We start from the raw sequence: 16,965 nt of genomic DNA on the forward strand, positions 1-16,965 counted from the left end.
TCCACAGGCTGGTTATCCACCGGGTTTAACCCCCAGTTGTCCAGTGCCCTCAGAGGCGTTTATCCACAGGGCTTATTCATGTGCCGTTGGTCGCCTTTTAATGCGTTAACGCATTGATAAATGATGGCGATGGACCTACCTGCATGTGGATAAGTGAACCGCTCGCCGCTACAATGGCCGCTTGTTTTTGCCTCACCGGCTTTCAACTTAGGGGATATCCGTGTCAGTGGAACTTTGGCAGCAGTGCGTGGAGCTTTTGCGCGAAGAGCTGCCTGCCCAACAATTCAACACCTGGATCCGTCCACTACAGGTCGAAGCCGAAGGCGACGAGTTGCGCGTCTACGCACCGAATCGTTTCGTGCTGGACTGGGTCAACGAAAAGTACCTGGGCCGCGTTCTTGAACTGCTGGATGAGCACGGCAATGGCTCGACGCCGGCGCTGTCCTTGTTAATAGGCAGCAAGCGCAGCTCGGCACCTCGTGCCGCACCCAATGCGCCGCTGGCGGCCGCGCAGGTTGCTCAGGCGCAGGCCAATAATGTGCCAGCGAGCAATCCGGCACCGACGCCAGCCCCTGCTCCGGCCAAGCGTTCCACACAGAAGGCCGCTGAAGTCAGCGAAGAGCCTTCCCGCGACAGCTTCGACCCGATGGCGGGTGCTGCTTCGCAGCAGGCCCCGGTTCGCGCGGAGCAGCGCACCGTGCAGGTAGAAGGTGCGCTCAAGCACACCAGTTACCTGAATCGCACGTTCACCTTCGAAAACTTCGTTGAAGGTAAATCCAACCAGCTAGCCCGTGCGGCGGCCTGGCAGGTGGCGGACAATCCCAAGCACGGCTATAACCCGCTGTTCCTTTATGGTGGCGTCGGCCTGGGTAAAACCCACTTGATGCACGCAGTGGGCAACCATCTATTAAAGAAGAATCCGAATGCCAAGGTCGTGTACCTGCATTCCGAGCGTTTCGTGGCCGACATGGTCAAAGCGCTGCAACTGAACGCCATCAACGAATTCAAGCGTTTCTACCGTTCGGTGGACGCCTTGCTGATCGACGATATTCAGTTCTTCGCCCGCAAGGAGCGTTCCCAGGAAGAGTTTTTCCACACCTTCAACGCGCTGCTTGAAGGTGGTCAGCAGGTCATTCTCACCAGTGACCGCTACCCGAAAGAAATCGAAGGCCTTGAAGAACGCCTCAAATCCCGCTTCGGCTGGGGCCTGACCGTTGCGGTCGAGCCGCCGGAACTGGAAACCCGCGTGGCGATCCTGATGAAGAAGGCCGATCAGGCCAAAGTCGAGTTGCCCCATGACGCCGCGTTCTTCATCGCCCAGCGCATCCGCTCGAACGTTCGTGAGCTGGAAGGCGCGCTGAAACGTGTGATCGCTCACTCGCACTTCATGGGCCGCGACATCACCATCGAGCTGATTCGCGAATCCCTGAAAGACTTGCTGGCGTTGCAGGACAAACTTGTTTCTGTGGATAACATTCAGCGCACCGTCGCCGAGTATTACAAGATCAAGATTTCCGACCTGCTGTCCAAGCGCCGTTCGCGCTCGGTGGCTCGTCCGCGTCAGGTGGCCATGGCGTTGTCCAAGGAACTGACCAACCACAGCCTGCCGGAAATCGGCGATGTGTTTGGCGGCCGCGACCACACCACCGTGCTGCACGCCTGCCGCAAGATCAACGAACTTAAGGAATCCGACGCGGACATCCGCGAGGACTACAAGAACCTGCTGCGTACACTGACCACTTGATGAACACCAGCGCAGCTTATTAAGGCAAGGGACTAGACCATGCATTTCACCATTCAACGCGAAGCCCTGTTGAAACCCCTGCAACTGGTCGCAGGCGTCGTCGAGCGCCGACAGACCTTGCCGGTACTGTCCAACGTGCTGTTGGTCGTCGAAGGCCAGCAACTGTCGCTGACCGGTACCGACCTGGAAGTCGAGCTGGTCGGTCGTGTGCAACTCGAAGAGCCGGCCGAAACCGGTTCCATCACCGTGCCGGCGCGCAAGCTGATGGATATCTGCAAAAGCCTGCCCAACGATGCGCTGATCGACATCAAGGTCGACGAGCAGAAGCTGGTGGTAAAGGCCGGCCGTAGCCGCTTCACCCTGTCGACCCTGCCGGCCAACGATTTCCCGACCGTCGAAGAAGGCCCGGGCTCGCTGACCTGCAGCCTGGAGCAAAGCAAACTGCGTCGTCTGATCGAACGCACCAGCTTCGCCATGGCCCAGCAGGACGTGCGTTACTACCTCAACGGCATGCTGCTGGAAGTTTCCGCTGGTGTGATCCGCGCCGTGGCCACCGACGGACACCGTCTGGCGATGTGCTCGATGCAGGCCGATATCGGTCAGCCGGATCGCCATCAGGTGATCGTGCCGCGCAAAGGTATCCTCGAACTGGCGCGTCTGCTCACCGAGCCGGATGGCAATGTCAGCATCGTCCTCGGCCAGCACCACATCCGCGCCACCACTGGCGAGTTCACTTTCACCTCGAAACTGGTCGACGGTAAATTCCCGGATTACGAGCGCGTCCTGCCGAAAGGTGGTGACAAGCTGGTACTCGGCGATCGTCAGGCGTTGCGTGAAGCGTTCAGCCGTACCGCGATTCTGTCCAACGAGAAGTACCGCGGTATCCGTCTGCAACTGGCCAGCGGTCAGTTGAAGATCCAGGCCAACAACCCGGAGCAGGAAGAAGCGGAAGAAGAAGTGGGCGTTGAATACAACGGCGGCTCGCTGGAGATCGGCTTCAACGTCAGCTACCTGCTCGACGTGCTGGGCGTGATGACCACCGAGCAGGTTCGCCTGATCCTGTCCGACTCCAACAGCAGTGCGCTGGTGCAAGAGTCCGACAATGACGATTCGGCTTACGTTGTCATGCCGATGCGTCTGTAATCAGCTGATCCTGAATGTCGTTAAGTCGTGTTTCGGTCACCGCGGTGCGCAATCTGCACCCGGTGACCTTCTCCCCCTCCCCCCGCATCAACATTCTTTACGGCGCCAACGGCAGCGGCAAAACCAGTGTTCTGGAAGCCATTCATCTGCTGGGGCTTGCCCGTTCGTTTCGCAGCACGCGGCTGTTGCCCGTCATTCAGTACGAACAGCTTGCCTGTACCGTATTCGGTCAGGTTGAGCTGGCTGAAGGCGGACACAGTGCGCTGGGGATTTCCCGCGACCGTCAGGGCGAGTTCCAGATTCGCATCGACGGCCAGAACGCCCGTAGCGCTGCGCAGTTGGCGGAGATCCTGCCGCTGCAGTTGATCAACCCGGACAGCTTCCGTCTGCTGGAAGGCGCACCGAAGATTCGCCGGCAGTTTCTCGACTGGGGCGTGTTCCACGTCGAACCGCGTTTCATGGCCACTTGGCAGCGTTTGCAGAAGGCGCTGCGCCAGAGAAACTCCTGGCTGCGGCATGGTACACTTGACGCCGTTTCGCAAGCGGTTTGGGACAGGGAACTGTGCCAGGCCAGCGCTGAAATCGATGAATACCGCCGCGCTTACATCACAGCCTTGAAACCGGTCTTCGAACAGACCTTGAGCGAACTGGTTGAGCTCGAGGGTTTGACGCTCAGCTATTACCGAGGCTGGGACAAGGACCGCGAATTGAGCGCCGTACTCGCCGCTTCCGTACAACGGGACCAGCAGATGGGGCACACCCAGGCCGGACCGCAACGAGCTGATTTGCGTCTCAGATTGGGCGCACACAATGCCGCGGACATTTTGTCCCGGGGTCAGCAGAAGTTGGTGGTGTGTGCACTGCGGATTGCCCAAGGGCACCTGGTCAGCCAGGCCCGTCGCGGACAGTGTATTTATCTGGTGGATGACTTGCCGTCCGAGCTGGACGAGAGCCACCGTCGCGCGCTATGCCGCTTGCTGGAAGACTTACGCTGCCAGGTGTTTATCACCTGTGTAGATCACGAATTACTGAGGGAAGGCTGGCAGACGGAAACGCCAGTCGCTTTGTTCCACGTGGAACAGGGCCGTATCACCCAGACCCACGACCATCGGGAGTGAAGGCATTGAGCGAAGAAAATACGTACGACTCAACGAGCATTAAAGTGCTGAAAGGCCTGGATGCCGTACGCAAACGTCCCGGTATGTACATTGGTGACACCGACGATGGCAGCGGTCTGCACCACATGGTGTTCGAGGTGGTCGACAACTCGATCGACGAAGCCCTCGCCGGCCATTGCGACGACATCAGCATCATCATTCACCCGGACGAATCCATCACCGTTAAAGACAACGGTCGTGGCATCCCGGTAGACGTGCATAAAGAGGAAGGCGTTTCCGCCGCAGAGGTCATCATGACCGTCCTCCACGCTGGCGGTAAGTTCGACGACAACTCCTACAAAGTATCCGGCGGTCTGCACGGCGTAGGTGTGTCGGTGGTGAACGCGCTGTCCGAAGAACTGGTCCTGACCGTTCGCCGCAGTGGCAAGATCTGGGAACAGACCTACGTCCACGGCGTGCCTCAGGCACCGATGGCCATCGTTGGCGACAGCGAAACCACCGGTACCCAGATCCACTTCAAGGCTTCCAGCGAAACCTTCAAGAACATTCACTTCAGCTGGGACATCCTCGCCAAGCGCATTCGTGAACTGTCCTTCCTCAACTCCGGTGTCGGCATCGTCCTCAAGGACGAGCGCAGCGGCAAGGAAGAGCTGTTCAAGTACGAAGGCGGCCTGCGTGCGTTCGTTGAATACCTGAACACCAACAAGACTGCGGTCAATCAGGTGTTCCACTTCAACATCCAGCGTGAAGACGGCATCGGCGTGGAAATCGCCCTGCAGTGGAACGACAGCTTCAACGAGAACCTGTTGTGCTTCACCAACAACATTCCGCAGCGCGACGGCGGCACTCACCTGGTGGGCTTCCGCTCGGCACTGACGCGTAACCTGAACAACTACATCGAGCAGGAAGGTCTGGCGAAGAAGCACAAAGTCGCCACCACCGGTGACGACGCTCGTGAAGGCCTGACCGCGATCATCTCGGTGAAAGTGCCGGATCCGAAGTTCAGCTCGCAGACTAAAGACAAGCTGGTGTCTTCCGAAGTGAAGACTGCAGTGGAACAGGAGATGGGCAAATACTTCTCCGACTTCCTTCTGGAGAACCCGAACGAAGCCAAGCTGGTAGTCGGCAAGATGATCGACGCCGCCCGTGCCCGTGAAGCCGCGCGCAAGGCCCGTGAGATGACCCGCCGCAAAGGCGCGCTGGACATCGCCGGTCTGCCGGGCAAGCTCGCCGACTGCCAGGAAAAAGACCCGGCGCTGTCCGAACTGTACCTGGTGGAGGGTGACTCCGCGGGCGGTTCTGCGAAGCAGGGACGTAACCGCAAGACCCAGGCGATCCTGCCGTTGAAGGGCAAGATCCTCAACGTCGAGAAAGCCCGTTTCGACAAGATGATCTCGTCCCAGGAAGTGGGCACGCTGATCACCGCGCTGGGCTGTGGCATCGGTCGCGAAGAGTACAACATCGACAAGCTGCGCTATCACAACATCATCATCATGACCGATGCTGACGTCGACGGTTCGCACATCCGTACCCTGCTGCTGACCTTCTTCTTCCGTCAGTTGCCCGAGCTGATCGAGCGTGGCTACATCTACATCGCCCAGCCACCGCTGTACAAAGTCAAAAAAGGCAAGCAAGAGCAATACATCAAAGACGACGACGCCATGGAAGAGTACATGACGCAGTCGGCCCTGGAAGATGCAAGCCTGCACCTGAACGAAGAAGCCCCGGGCATTTCCGGCGAAGCGCTGGAACGTCTGGTGAACGACTTCCGCATGGTGATGAAGACCCTCAAGCGTCTGTCGCGTCTGTACCCTCAGGAGCTGACCGAGCACTTCATCTATCTGCCGGCCGTCAGTCTGGAAACCCTGGGCGACCACGCGGCGATGCAAGAGTGGCTGGCGCAGTATGAAGTCCGTCTGCGTACCAACGAGAAGTCGGGTCTGGTCTACAAGGCCAGCCTGCGTGAGGATCGCGAACGTGGCGTCTGGCTGCCAGAGGTCGAACTGATCTCCCACGGTCTGTCGAACTACGTCACCTTCAACCGCGACTTCTTCGGCAGCAACGACTACAAAACCGTGGTCACCCTGGGCGCGCAACTGAGCACCCTGCTCGATGAAGGCGCGTACATCCAGCGTGGCGAGCGCAAGAAAGCCGTTACCGAGTTCAAGGAAGCCCTCGACTGGCTGATGGCCGAAAGCACCAAGCGCCACACCATCCAGCGCTACAAAGGTCTGGGCGAAATGAACCCGGATCAGCTGTGGGAAACCACCATGGACCCAAGCGTGCGGCGCATGCTGAAAGTCACCATCGAAGACGCCATCGGTGCAGACCAGATCTTCAACACCCTGATGGGTGATGCGGTCGAACCTCGCCGAGATTTCATCGAGAGCAACGCACTGGCGGTTTCCAACCTGGACTTCTGATCCTGTTTGCTACCCGCTCATGGAAAACCCCGGCCAATGCCGGGGTTTTTTTGTTGCCTCACTCATTCCCAGTGCCGACACTCTCCAACCGATACCCATACCCATAAATTGTCAGCAACTGCCAACCCCGATCCGCTGTCAGCCCGAGCTTGTTGCGCAATCGGTAGATATGCGTATCCAGTGGCCGCGAAGAAGTTGTCTCCTCGTTCGGCCAGAAGCGCTCGTACAGGTAATCCCGCGACAATGGCCGCCCCAGGTTGCTGAACAGGCAACGCGCCAGGCGGTATTCGCGTTCGGTCATGAGGATCGGTTTGCCTTCACGGGTGACGGTCAGTTCGGCGTCGTCGAAAGTCAGATCGTGAAACGTCTGTATTTCGCGCGCCGCGCTGCGCGGTTGGCTATGCCGACGCAATACCGCAGCCACCCTCGCCTTCAACTCATTGGGGCGAAACGGCTTGCTGACATAATCGTCAGCCCCGGCATTCAAGGCTTGAACGATATCGCTTTCGCCGTCGCGGCTGGTGAGCATGATCGCCGCAGGTGGCGCGTCCATGTGTTCGCGGGTCCAGCGCAGCAGTGCCAGGCCCGTGAGATCAGGAAGTTGCCAATCGAGAATCAACAGGTCGAAGGTTTCCCGGCGCAACTGGCGCAACAAGTCTTCGCCGCGCTCGAAGCTGTGCAGCGACCACGGCTGTTCGCCAGCTTCGGCCATTTGCTCCAGGGTTTGCTCGACCCGGCGCAGTTCGGCAGGTTCGTCGTCCAGAATGGCAACGCGCATCGGCGGTGTTCCTTGTCGCTGGGGCTGGGATGTCGACAATAGCGACTCCCCGGCCGCGATGAAAGAAGCAGCCCGTCGTTGGTCGACGTCCGCTATGATTCTTCGGGTCTACGCCTCAGACCTGAGACCTATGAAACCATTCCCACTGCCCTGCCCTGTGCCTCATGCATAAAACTCAACGCCGACGTGAAAGTCGTGAGCCGAGCCAGGTCCAGCGTCTGTTCCGCCGGCTGGTGCGCGAGTGGTTGTGGATAAGTTTAGTGCTGTTGCCGCTGACTGCCTTGTTGTCTTATCGCGCCCAGATCAATCTGCACAATCCGTCGCCAGCGCCCGGCGCACTGTTGTCGGTGGCGATGGTCGCGAGTGTGCTGGGATTGTTGCTGTGGCGGCCGCGTTGGGCGCTGTGGGTAACCTTGGTGGGTATGGCCTGTGCGCTGATCGCCAGCGCCCTGCTGGCCGAAGTCCGCTACTGGTGGTCGCCAACGCCAGCAGCCCTGGGGATGTTGTTCGGTTACCTGATCTGGAACTGGCGACGCTTGAGTGTTGTGCTGACGTATTTCGGCTGGGAGCTGGCACGTCTGGACAGCGAACCGAAAGTCTTCCCTGAACGTCGGCGGACCCGCTTCACCGGTGCCGACCGTTTGCAGGGCCAGATCATGGCGCTCGAACAAGCCATGAGCCGCACCCGCGACACCCGGCGGTTCATTGCCGATGGCCTGGAATACCTGCCGGTGGCGACGCTGATCAGTGATCCGCTGGGCAAGATCCTGCTGGGCAATCGCAAGGCGCGCGAGTTGTTCGAGGATCCGCTGGTGGGCGATGACGTACTCGATCAACTGGCACGGCTCGGCTATCCGGAATTATCCACAGCGCCGCGGCCGCCGCTGGCCACCCTGCCGCTGCTGGAATTTCGCGATCACAGGGAACGCAGTCTGCGCCTGGAAAGAGCGGCGCTGCTGCCGGTCGACGGCGATACGCCGATCGGTTGGCTGCTCAGCCTGACGGACTTGAGTGCCGAGCGTGCGGCTGAGGAGCAGCGCGGCGTCCTGCTGCGTTTTCTTTCCCACGACCTGCGCGCCCCCCATTCGGCGATCCTCGCCCTGCTGGATGTGCATCGTCACCAGGCGGGTGCTGATGCGCCGCTGTTCGAGCAGATTGAGCGTCAGGTGCGCCGCGCGCTGGATCTGACTGATGGTTTTGTCTTGTTGGCGCGGGCTGAATCCGAAACCTACCAGTTCCGCCCGACATTGTTCGCCATGCTGGTACTGGATGTGCTCGATCAGGCGTTGCCGATCGCCCAGCAGAAACGCATCGAGCTGCTCAACGAGGTCGATGAGCAATGCCAGGAGCGGCTGATTCTGGCCGATCAGGGATTGCTGACGCGCGCCCTGTTCAACCTGCTGGAAAACGCGATCAAGTACAGCCCCGCAGACAGCACTGTGCAACTGCAGGTCAGCTGTGCTGGACAGTGGCTGCGCTGCGAATTGACCGATCAGGGCAAGGGCATTGCCGCCGATGAATTGCCTGACCTGTTCAGCCAGTATCGGCGTTTCTCTTCGGCCCAAGGCATCGACGGCGTGGGCTTGGGTTTGTCGATGGTCAAAGCCGTGATTGATCATCATGGCGGTACGATTGAGTGTCGTAGCGTGGTCGATGCGGGAACCACTTTCCTTATCGAGTTGCCGCTGCTCGCTGAATGAAAAAGGGGCACAAAAAAACCGGCTATAACGGCCGGTTTTTTTACATCCGAATAAAACTTATGCACCGATTTTGTTCAATTCATAAATTTATAAATATCTATGAAAATCAATAAGTTAGAAAACAATTGCGGTCTTTTTTAGCAAAAGCGTACACAGGTTATCCACAAAATTCAGACAGCCAGCTGGTCACTCGCTGCCGGTGCCTGTGGCGCCGGTGGCAGCGAGCCCATTTCACGCTGGGTTTTCTCGTTCCACGCCTGCACACGGTCATTCAGATCAGCGATGGCGCGCGGCCCGCTGCCTTCGGCATACATCGGTTCGCCGATGACCACGGTGATCACTCCGGCCTGTTTGCCCCAGCCGATTTTTGGCCAGAATTTGCCGGCATTGTGTGCAATCGGCAGCACAGGAAGCGCCGCATTCACCGCCAACGCACTGCCACTGCGAGAGAATTTTCCGACAGTGCCGTAGGGGACTCGTGTGCCTTCGGGAAAGATCAGCACCCAGACGTTGTCCTTGAGCAGCTCGTCGCCTTTAGCCGCGACTTGTTTGAGCGCGGCCTTCGGGTTGTCGCGGTCAATGGCGATCGGGCGCAGCATTGCCATGGCCCAGCCGAAGAACGGCACGTAGAGCAATTCGCGCTTGAGCACTTGGCTCAATGGCGAGAAATAAGCGGAGAGAAAGAAGGTCTCCCAAGTGCTCTGATGGTTCGATTGAATCACGCAGGGCCGGTCAGGCACGTTTTCCGCGCCTTTGATTTCGTAGCGGATGCCAAGGAAAACCTTGGTCAGCCACAGGGCGCAACGGCACCAGTACACGTTGATGAAACGATAGCGCGCCTTGAAGGACAGAAACGGCGCGATGAAAAAGCTCAGACTGCACCACAGCAACGCTGTTGTGCCCAGCAGCAGGTAAAAAATAAAGATTCTGAAGGCCCGCAGTATCGACATGGCGACGGTTACCGTTACGGGGCAATGCCCCGACTGTTCAAGCGCACTCCCGAGCAATCCCTGGCCAGGAAATTCAGAAGTACTCTAGTTGTGGATAAGTTCTGCGGCAATCGCCGCCAGATCGTCAAAAATCAGGGTGCCAACCGGCAGGGTTTTACCCTGAGTCTTTTCGCCTTTCCCGGTCTTCACCAAAACTGGCTGTGAATCGACGGCTTTGGCGGCCTCCAGGTCACCAAGGCTGTCGCCGACGAACCAGACGTTGGTCAACGGCACCGTGTAATGCTCGGCAATGGTTTTGAGCATTCCCGGTTTCGGTTTGCGGCAATCGCAACCTTCATCCGGGCCATGCGGGCAATACACGATCAAACCGACTTCACCGCCCTGCTCCGCGACCAGCTCGCGCAGGCGCGCGTGCATGGCCTCGAGGGTGGCGAGGTCGTAATAGCCACGAGCAATGCCCGACTGGTTGGTGGCCACCGCCACCGTCCAGCCGGCCTTGCTCAACTGCGCGATCGCTTCGATCGAGCCGGGCAGCGGGATCCACTCCTCCACCGACTTGATGTAGGCATCGGAGTCGTAATTGATCACGCCGTCACGATCGAGAATCAGCAGTTTCAACAGCAATCCCTCAACTCAGCAGCGAAATGTCGGCAACACCGAGGAACAGGCCACGCAGGCGCGCCAGCAGCGCGTAGCGGTTAGCTCGCACATTGGCGTCGTCGGCATTGACCATCACCGCGTCGAAGAACGCGTCGACCGGCTCGCGCAGCGCCGCCAGGCGTGCCAGCGATTCGTTGTACTGACGCGCTGCGGCCATTGGCTGCACGGCCTGATCCGCTTGCTGGATCGCCGAGTACAGCGAGAACTCGTTGGCGTTGTCGAAATACTTGGCTTCGACCACGGTCGGTACCGAGCCTTCGACTTTGCTCAACAGGTTCGACACGCGCTTGTTCACCGCCGCCAGCGCTGCCGCTTCCGGCAGTTTGCGGAAGGCCTGAACCGCTTGCACACGCTGGTCGAAGTCCAGCGCCGAACCCGGCTTCAATGCACGTACCGACAGGTAGGTGGCGACGTCGACGCCTTCGTCTTCATAACGCGCACGCAGACGGTCGAAGATGAATTCCAGCACGGCTTCGTTGAGGCCGGCCGCCTTGACCTTGCCGCCAAATGCAGTCACGGCGAACGCCACGGCGTCGTTCAGGTCTAGATCGAGTTTCTTTTCGATCAGGATACGCAGCACGCCCAGTGCCGCACGGCGCAGGGCATAAGGGTCTTTGCTGCCGGTAGGCAGCATGCCGATACCGAAGATGCCGACCAGAGTGTCGAGCTTGTCGGCGATGGCGACGGCTGCACCGGTCAGGGTCGCCGGCAATTCGGCACCGGCACCGCGTGGCATGTATTGCTCGTTCAGCGCCAGCGCGACGTCCTGCGGCTCGCCGTCATTGAGGGCGTAGTAGTAACCGGCGACACCTTGCATCTCCGGGAACTCGCCAACCATTTCGGTGGCCAGGTCGCACTTCGACAGCAGGCCCGCACGGGCAGCCCACGAGGCGTTGCCGCCGATGCGCGCGGCGATGTACGCGGCCAGTTTGGAAACGCGCTCGGCCTTGTCGTAGACGCTGCCGAGTTTTTCCTGGAACACCACGTTCTGCAGGCGCAGGTTGAAGTCTTCGAGTTTCTGCTTCTTGTCCTGCTTGAAGAAGAACTCGGCGTCGGTCAGGCGTGGGCGAACCACTTTCTCGTTACCGGCGATGATCTGCTGCGGGTCTTTGCTTTCGATGTTGGCCACGGTAATGAAACGTGGCAGCAACTTGCCGTCGGCATCCAGCAGGCAGAAGTACTTCTGGTTGTCCTGCATGGTGGTGATCAGCGCTTCCTGCGGCACGTCGAGGAAGCGTTCTTCGAACGAGCACACCAGCGGCACCGGCCATTCAACCAGCGCAGTCACTTCGTCGAGCAGTGCCGGCGGCACGATCGCCGTGCCTTCCTGACGGGTGGCCAGCTCTTCGGTGCGCTTGCTGATGATCTCGCGACGCTCGTTGGCATCGGCCAATACGTAAGCGGCACGCAAGTCGGCGAGGTAGCTCGACGGCGAACCGATGCGCACGCTCTCCGGATGATGAAAACGGTGACCACGGGATTCACGGCCAGCCTTCTGCGCGAGGATCGTGCAGTCGATGACCTGGTCACCGAGCAGCATCACCAGCCACTGGGTCGGACGCACGAATTCTTCCTTGCGCGCACCCCAACGCATGCGTTTCGGGATCGGCAGGTCGTTCAGCGAATCTTCGACGATGGTCGGCAGCAGGCTCGCGGTCGGCTTGCCGGCGATGTTCTGGCTATAACGCAGTTTCGGACCGCTCTGGTCGATTTCGCTCAGCTCGACGCCGCACTTCTTGGCGAAGCCCAGGGCGGCCTGAGTCGGATTGCCATCAGCGTCGAACGCGGCCTGACGTGGCGGGCCATCGAGGTTGATGCTGCGATCCGGCTGCTGAGTGGCCAGCGCAGTGATCAGCACGGCCAGACGACGTGGCGCGGCATAAACGGTTTTGCTTTCGTAGCTCAGGCCGGCGGCTTGCAGGCCCTTGTCGATACCGGCGAGGAACGCATCAGCCAAAGTGTTCAGGGCTTTGGGTGGCAGTTCTTCGGTGCCCAGTTCAACCAGAAAATCTTGCGCACTCATTGTGCAGCCTCCAGCTTGGCCAGTACTTCGTCACGCAGGTCCGGGGTCGCCATCGGGAAGCCCAGCTTGGCGCGGGCCAGCAGGTAGGCTTGCGCAACGGAACGCGCCAGGGTGCGCACGCGCAGAATGTATTGCTGACGCGCAGTCACCGAGATTGCCCGGCGCGCATCCAGCAGGTTGAAGGTGTGCGACGCCTTCAGCACCATTTCGTAGCTCGGCAACGGCAGCGGCTGGTCGAGTTCGATCAGGCGCTTGGCTTCGCTTTCATAGAAGTCGAACAGCTCGAACAGTTTGTCGACGTTGGCGTGTTCGAAGTTGTAGGTGGACTGCTCCACTTCGTTCTGGTGGAACACATCGCCATAGGTGACTTTGCCGAACGGGCCGTCAGCCCAGACCAGGTCGTAGACCGAATCGACGCCTTGCAGGTACATCGCCAGACGCTCGAGACCGTAGGTGATCTCGCCGGTCACCGGGTAGCACTCGATGCCGCCCGCTTGCTGGAAGTAGGTGAACTGGGTGACTTCCATGCCGTTGAGCCAGACTTCCCAGCCCAGACCCCAGGCGCCGAGGGTCGGCGATTCCCAGTTGTCTTCGACGAAGCGGATGTCGTGCACCAGCGGGTCGAGGCCGACATGCTTGAGCGAGCCCAGGTACAGTTCCTGGAAGTTGTCCGGGTTCGGCTTCAGGACTACCTGGAACTGGTAGTAGTGCTGCAGACGGTTCGGGTTTTCGCCGTAACGGCCGTCAGTCGGACGGCGGCTTGGCTGCACGTACGCGGCGTTCCAGGTTTCCGGGCCGATGGCGCGCAGGAAGGTCGCGGTGTGGAAAGTGCCGGCGCCTACTTCCATATCGTAGGGCTGAAGTACCACACAACCTTGCTCGGCCCAGTATTGCTGGAGCGCGAGGATCAAGTCTTGGAAGGTACGCACGGCTGGCGTAGGCTGGCTCACGAAATTCACCTGTTTCTTGGGCTGCGATTTAAAGAGCGGGAGTATACCCGATTCGTTGCTGCGCACGCCCCCTGGAGCCTTATGCCACGCTGCTTTTGGTGTACCGAAGATCCGCTGTACATGGCTTATCACGATCAGGAGTGGGGCACGCCGCTGCGCGATGCGCAGGGTTTGTTCGAGTTGCTTTTGCTCGAAGGGTTCCAGGCCGGGTTGTCGTGGATCACTGTGTTGCGCAAACGTGAGCGCTATCGCCAGGTGCTGTTTGGCTTCGACGTGCAGCGCGTCGCGCAGATGAGCGATGCCGAAATCGACGAGCTGATGCTCGACCCGGGCATCATCCGCAATCGCCTGAAACTCAACGCTGCGCGGCGCAATGCCCAGGCGTGGCTGGCGCTGGAGGATCCGGTGGCGTTGCTCTGGTCATTCGTAGGCGACCAACCGATCATCAATCATTTCAAGGATCGCAGCGAAGTCCCGGCGATCACCCCGGAAGCGCTGGCCATGAGCAAGGCGCTGAAAAAAGCCGGCTTCACCTTCGTCGGTCCGACCATTTGCTACGCGCTGATGCAGGCCTCGGGCATGGTCATGGACCACACCCAGGATTGCGACCGCTACGCGCAGCTCGCCAACGCCGGTTAGAATGCCCGCCTCGCGCACAGCACAAAGATCAGGAGTGACCTGTGGAAAAGTTTAAAGGCGCCTTGCTGGTAGGCGCTCTGCGGCTGTTTGCCCTGCTGCCATGGCGGGCCGTGCAGGCCGTGGGTTCGGTGATCGGCTGGATCATGTGGAAAACCCCCAATCGTTCCCGCGACGTGGTGCGGATCAACCTGTCCAAGTGTTTTCCGCAGATGGATGCGGCCGAACGTGAGCGTCTGGTCGGGCAGAGTCTGAAGGACATCGGCAAGTCGCTGACCGAAAGCGCCTGCGCGTGGATCTGGCCGGCGCAGCGCTCGATCGATCTGGTCCGCGAAGTCGAAGGCCTCGATGTGTTGAAAGACGCGCTGGCCTCGGGCAAAGGCGTGGTCGGAATCACCAGCCACCTCGGCAACTGGGAAGTGCTCAACCACTTCTATTGCAGCCAGTGCAAACCGATCATTTTCTATCGTCCGCCGAAGCTCAAGGCAGTGGATGAATTGCTGCGCAAACAGCGCGTGCAGCTGGGCAACAAGGTCGCGGCGTCGACCAAGGAAGGCATTCTCAGCGTCATCAAGGAAGTGCGCAAGGGTGGTGCCGTGGGCATTCCCGCCGACCCGGAACCGGCCGAATCCGCCGGGATTTTCGTGCCGTTTTTCGCCACCCAGGCGCTGACCAGCAAATTCGTGCCGAACATGTTGGCCGGCGGCAAAGCGGTCGGTGTGTTCCTGCACGCCCTGCGCCTGCCTGACGGCTCTGGCTACAAAGTCATTCTCGAAGCCGCGCCCGAAGCGATGTACAGCACCGATACCGCAGAGTCCTGCGCGGCGATGAGCAAGGTAGTGGAACGTTATGTTGCGGCGTATCCGAGCCAGTACATGTGGAGCATGAAACGCTTCAAGAAGCGTCCGCCGGGCGAGGCGCGCTGGTACTGAGCAACTTCGATGGGGTGACGGTTGATGCAGACGGGCTCGCCTTGCTCAATCGGTAGCTCAAGGCGCCTGCCGCTCAAGCTTTTTCAGGAATACCGTCATCTCCTTCTCGGCCTGTTTGTCACCGTGGGCGCGGGCCGCTTCCAGGCCTTGTTCCCAGGCCTGACGCGCAGCGGCGTGATCGCCTAGCGCCAGCTGCGCCTTGCCCAGCAGCTTCCACGCTGCCGAGTATTTCGGATCGAAAGCGACACAACGCTGAAAATGCTCGGCAGCCTTGGCGTTTTCACCCAGGTCCAGATAACCCTTGCCCAGACCGAAGCGCAACAGCGCGTTATCCACACCCTTGGCGAGCATTTTTTCCAGGGATTCGAGCATTGGCGGATTCCTTTCTATTGTTCGTCAGAGAACCTGCGAGTCTGTCAAACCGCTTTCGCGAGCAGGCTCGCTCCCACATTTGGAATGCATTCCACTGTGGGAGCGAGCCTGCTCGCGAAGGGGCCATCACGGGCAACGTTGTCTTCAGGTCAGAAAAAGCTCAACCCCACATGAAACAGCTTTTCCACATCGCGAATATGCTTTTTATCCACAAGGAACAGAATCACATGGTCACCCGCTTCGATCACCGTGTCGTCGTGGGCGATGATCACGTTCTCGTTGCGGATCACTGCGCCGATGGTGGTGCCCGGCGGCAGGCCGATCTTCTCGATCGGCTTGCCGATGACCTTGCTGGACTTCGCATCACCGTGGGCAATCGCCTCGATCGCTTCCGCCGCGCCGCGCCGTAGTGAGTGCACGCTGACGATATCGCCTCGGCGCACGTGGGCGAGCAAGGTGCCGATGGTCGCCAGTTGCGGGCTGATGGCGATATCAATGTCGCCGCCCTGGATCAGGTCGACGTAGGCCGGATTGTTGATGATCGTCATGACCTTCTTCGCCCCCAGCCGTTTGGCCAGCAGCGACGACATGATGTTGGCTTCATCGTCGTTGGTCAGGGCGAGGAAGATATCGGCGTCGGCGATGTTCTCTTCCAGCAGCAGATCGCGATCCGACGCACTGCCCTGCAAGACCACGGTGCTGTCGAGGGTATCGGAGAGGTAGCGGCAGCGCGCCGGGCTCATCTCGATGATCTTCACCTGATAACGGCTTTCGATCGCCTCGGCCAGGCGCTCGCCGATCTGCCCGCCCCCGGCGATAACGATGCGTTTGTAGGTTTCGTCGAGGCGACGCATTTCGCTCATCACTGCGCGAATGTCCTCACGGGCAGCGATGAAGAACACCTCGTCATCGGCCTCGATCACCGTGTCGCCCTGCGGCAAAATCGGCCGGTCACGGCGGAAGATCGCCGCTACGCGGGTTTCGACATTCGGCATGTGCTCGCGCAACTGGCGCAGTTGCTGGCCGACCAAAGGCCCGCCGTAATAGGCGCGCACCGCCACCAGTTGCGCCGCGCCTTCGGCGAAGTCGATCACCTGCAAGGCGCCGGGATGCTGGATCAGGCGCTTGATGTAGTTGGTCACGACCTGCTCGGGACTGATCAGCACGTCGACCGGAATCGCTTCGTTCTGGAACAGCTGTTCCTCGCGATTGAGGTACGACGCTTCCCGCACGCGAGCGATCTTGGTCGGCGTGTGGAACAGCGTGTGCGCGACCTGGCAGGCAACCATGTTGGTTTCGTCGCTGTTGGTCACCGCTACCAGCATGTCGGCGTCGTCGGCACCGGCCTGACGCAGCACCGACGGCAGCGAGCCCCGGCCCTGCACGGTGCGGATGTCGAGGCGGTCGCCGAGGTCGCGCAGGCGCTCGCCATCGGTGTCGACCACAGTGATGTCGTTGGCCTCGCTGGCCAGATGTTCGGCCAGCGAACCGCCGACCTGTCCCGCACCGAGGATGATGATTTTCATCCAGTCACTC

The 16,965-nt window shown here is 59.9% G+C and carries 14 protein-coding genes; 7 read left to right on the top strand and 7 right to left on the bottom strand.

Going from position 1 to position 16,965, the window contains the following annotated elements:
• Window positions 1–220 precede the first annotated feature (220 nt).
• Genes dnaA through gyrB form a run of 4 tightly spaced genes read left to right on the top strand, consistent with a single transcriptional unit; the run spans window position 221 to window position 6,428 of the window.
• Complete coding sequence (gene dnaA / locus ASG55_RS24330; protein WP_024014947.1) at window positions 221–1,744, top strand: chromosomal replication initiator protein DnaA; 1,524 nt, start codon at window positions 221–223, stop codon at window positions 1,742–1,744.
• A gap of 39 nt (window positions 1,745–1,783) precedes the next feature.
• Entirely contained in the window at window positions 1,784–2,887 is a 1,104-nt protein-coding gene (gene dnaN, locus ASG55_RS24335; RefSeq protein WP_016772390.1) for a DNA polymerase III subunit beta, read from the top strand.
• A gap of 14 nt (window positions 2,888–2,901) precedes the next feature.
• On the top strand, window positions 2,902–4,005 hold the full coding sequence (gene recF / locus ASG55_RS24340; protein WP_056791117.1) for a DNA replication/repair protein RecF: 1,104 nt from the start codon (window positions 2,902–2,904) through the stop codon (window positions 4,003–4,005).
• Window positions 4,006–4,010: 5 nt separating this feature from the next.
• Entirely contained in the window at window positions 4,011–6,428 is a 2,418-nt protein-coding gene (gyrB, locus tag ASG55_RS24345; protein ID WP_024014948.1) for a DNA topoisomerase (ATP-hydrolyzing) subunit B, read from the top strand.
• A gap of 58 nt (window positions 6,429–6,486) precedes the next feature.
• Here gyrB and ASG55_RS24350 read toward each other — a convergent pair whose 3' ends face one another.
• Window positions 6,487–7,206: a response regulator transcription factor gene (locus ASG55_RS24350; protein ID WP_056791120.1), complete on the bottom strand. Its 720-nt coding sequence runs from the start codon at window positions 7,204–7,206 to the stop codon at window positions 6,487–6,489.
• 164 nt (window positions 7,207–7,370) lie between these two features.
• Between ASG55_RS24350 and ASG55_RS24355 the strand changes: the two genes are divergently transcribed.
• Window positions 7,371–8,906: a sensor histidine kinase gene (locus tag ASG55_RS24355; protein WP_056791123.1), complete on the top strand. Its 1,536-nt coding sequence runs from the start codon at window positions 7,371–7,373 to the stop codon at window positions 8,904–8,906.
• Between the two features lie 170 nt (window positions 8,907–9,076).
• Here the strand turns inward: ASG55_RS24355 and ASG55_RS24360 are convergent, their stop codons facing one another.
• The 4 genes from ASG55_RS24360 to glyQ all read right to left on the bottom strand — a co-directional run bounded on the left by ASG55_RS24360 (window position 9,077) and on the right by glyQ (window position 13,489).
• Window positions 9,077–9,856: a lysophospholipid acyltransferase family protein gene (locus ASG55_RS24360; protein WP_056791126.1), complete on the bottom strand. Its 780-nt coding sequence runs from the start codon at window positions 9,854–9,856 to the stop codon at window positions 9,077–9,079.
• An 84-nt stretch (window positions 9,857–9,940) separates the two neighbouring features.
• Window positions 9,941–10,480 carry a D-glycero-beta-D-manno-heptose 1,7-bisphosphate 7-phosphatase gene (gene gmhB / locus ASG55_RS24365; RefSeq protein WP_164488352.1) on the bottom strand — a complete coding sequence of 180 codons (540 nt, stop codon included), beginning with the start codon at window positions 10,478–10,480 and terminating at the stop codon, window positions 9,941–9,943.
• A 4-nt stretch (window positions 10,481–10,484) separates the two neighbouring features.
• A complete protein-coding gene (glyS, locus tag ASG55_RS24370) occupies window positions 10,485–12,539 on the bottom strand; it encodes a glycine--tRNA ligase subunit beta (RefSeq protein WP_056791129.1) in 2,055 nt (684 codons plus the stop codon).
• Window positions 12,536–13,489: a glycine--tRNA ligase subunit alpha gene (glyQ, locus tag ASG55_RS24375; RefSeq protein ID WP_003187265.1), complete on the bottom strand. Its 954-nt coding sequence runs from the start codon at window positions 13,487–13,489 to the stop codon at window positions 12,536–12,538. The genes glyS and glyQ overlap by 4 nt, the downstream gene beginning before the upstream one ends.
• Before the next feature lie 81 nt (window positions 13,490–13,570).
• Here glyQ and ASG55_RS24380 point away from each other — a divergent pair, with 81 nt between their 5' ends.
• Together ASG55_RS24380 and ASG55_RS24385 are read left to right on the top strand one after the other, a co-directional pair.
• A complete protein-coding gene (locus ASG55_RS24380) occupies window positions 13,571–14,128 on the top strand; it encodes a DNA-3-methyladenine glycosylase I (protein ID WP_056791133.1) in 558 nt (185 codons plus the stop codon).
• Window positions 14,129–14,169: 41 nt separating this feature from the next.
• A complete protein-coding gene (locus tag ASG55_RS24385; protein ID WP_056791136.1) occupies window positions 14,170–15,057 on the top strand; it encodes a lysophospholipid acyltransferase in 888 nt (295 codons plus the stop codon).
• Window positions 15,058–15,114: 57 nt separating this feature from the next.
• Here ASG55_RS24385 and ASG55_RS24390 read toward each other — a convergent pair whose 3' ends face one another.
• Window positions 15,115–15,429 carry a tetratricopeptide repeat protein gene (locus tag ASG55_RS24390; RefSeq protein ID WP_041476513.1) on the bottom strand — a complete coding sequence of 105 codons (315 nt, stop codon included), beginning with the start codon at window positions 15,427–15,429 and terminating at the stop codon, window positions 15,115–15,117.
• Between the two features lie 149 nt (window positions 15,430–15,578).
• On the bottom strand, window positions 15,579–16,955 hold the full coding sequence (gene trkA, locus ASG55_RS24395) for a Trk system potassium transporter TrkA (protein ID WP_041476512.1): 1,377 nt from the start codon (window positions 16,953–16,955) through the stop codon (window positions 15,579–15,581).
• Window positions 16,956–16,965 lie beyond the last annotated feature (10 nt).

It is taken from the genome of Pseudomonas sp. Leaf434, from assembly GCF_001425545.1.
In the GTDB taxonomy this organism is placed as follows: domain Bacteria; phylum Pseudomonadota; class Gammaproteobacteria; order Pseudomonadales; family Pseudomonadaceae; genus Aquipseudomonas; species Aquipseudomonas siliginis.

What these genes read in the sequence shown, in the direction of transcription:
- dnaN (WP_016772390.1), top strand. Translation starts at nt 1,784, where the DNA reads ATGCATTTCACCATTCAACGCGAAGCCCTGTTGAAACCCCTGCAACTG.
- recF (WP_056791117.1), top strand. Translation starts at nt 2,902, where the DNA reads ATGTCGTTAAGTCGTGTTTCGGTCACCGCGGTGCGCAATCTGCACCCG.
- ASG55_RS24350 (WP_056791120.1), bottom strand. Translation starts at nt 7,206, where the DNA reads ATGCGCGTTGCCATTCTGGACGACGAACCTGCCGAACTGCGCCGGGTC.
- ASG55_RS24355 (WP_056791123.1), top strand. Translation starts at nt 7,371, where the DNA reads ATGCATAAAACTCAACGCCGACGTGAAAGTCGTGAGCCGAGCCAGGTC.
- ASG55_RS24360 (WP_056791126.1), bottom strand. Translation starts at nt 9,856, where the DNA reads ATGTCGATACTGCGGGCCTTCAGAATCTTTATTTTTTACCTGCTGCTG.
- glyS (WP_056791129.1), bottom strand. Translation starts at nt 12,539, where the DNA reads ATGAGTGCGCAAGATTTTCTGGTTGAACTGGGCACCGAAGAACTGCCA.
- ASG55_RS24380 (WP_056791133.1), top strand. Translation starts at nt 13,571, where the DNA reads ATGCCACGCTGCTTTTGGTGTACCGAAGATCCGCTGTACATGGCTTAT.
- ASG55_RS24390 (WP_041476513.1), bottom strand. Translation starts at nt 15,429, where the DNA reads ATGCTCGAATCCCTGGAAAAAATGCTCGCCAAGGGTGTGGATAACGCG.
- trkA (WP_041476512.1), bottom strand. Translation starts at nt 16,955, where the DNA reads ATGAAAATCATCATCCTCGGTGCGGGACAGGTCGGCGGTTCGCTGGCC.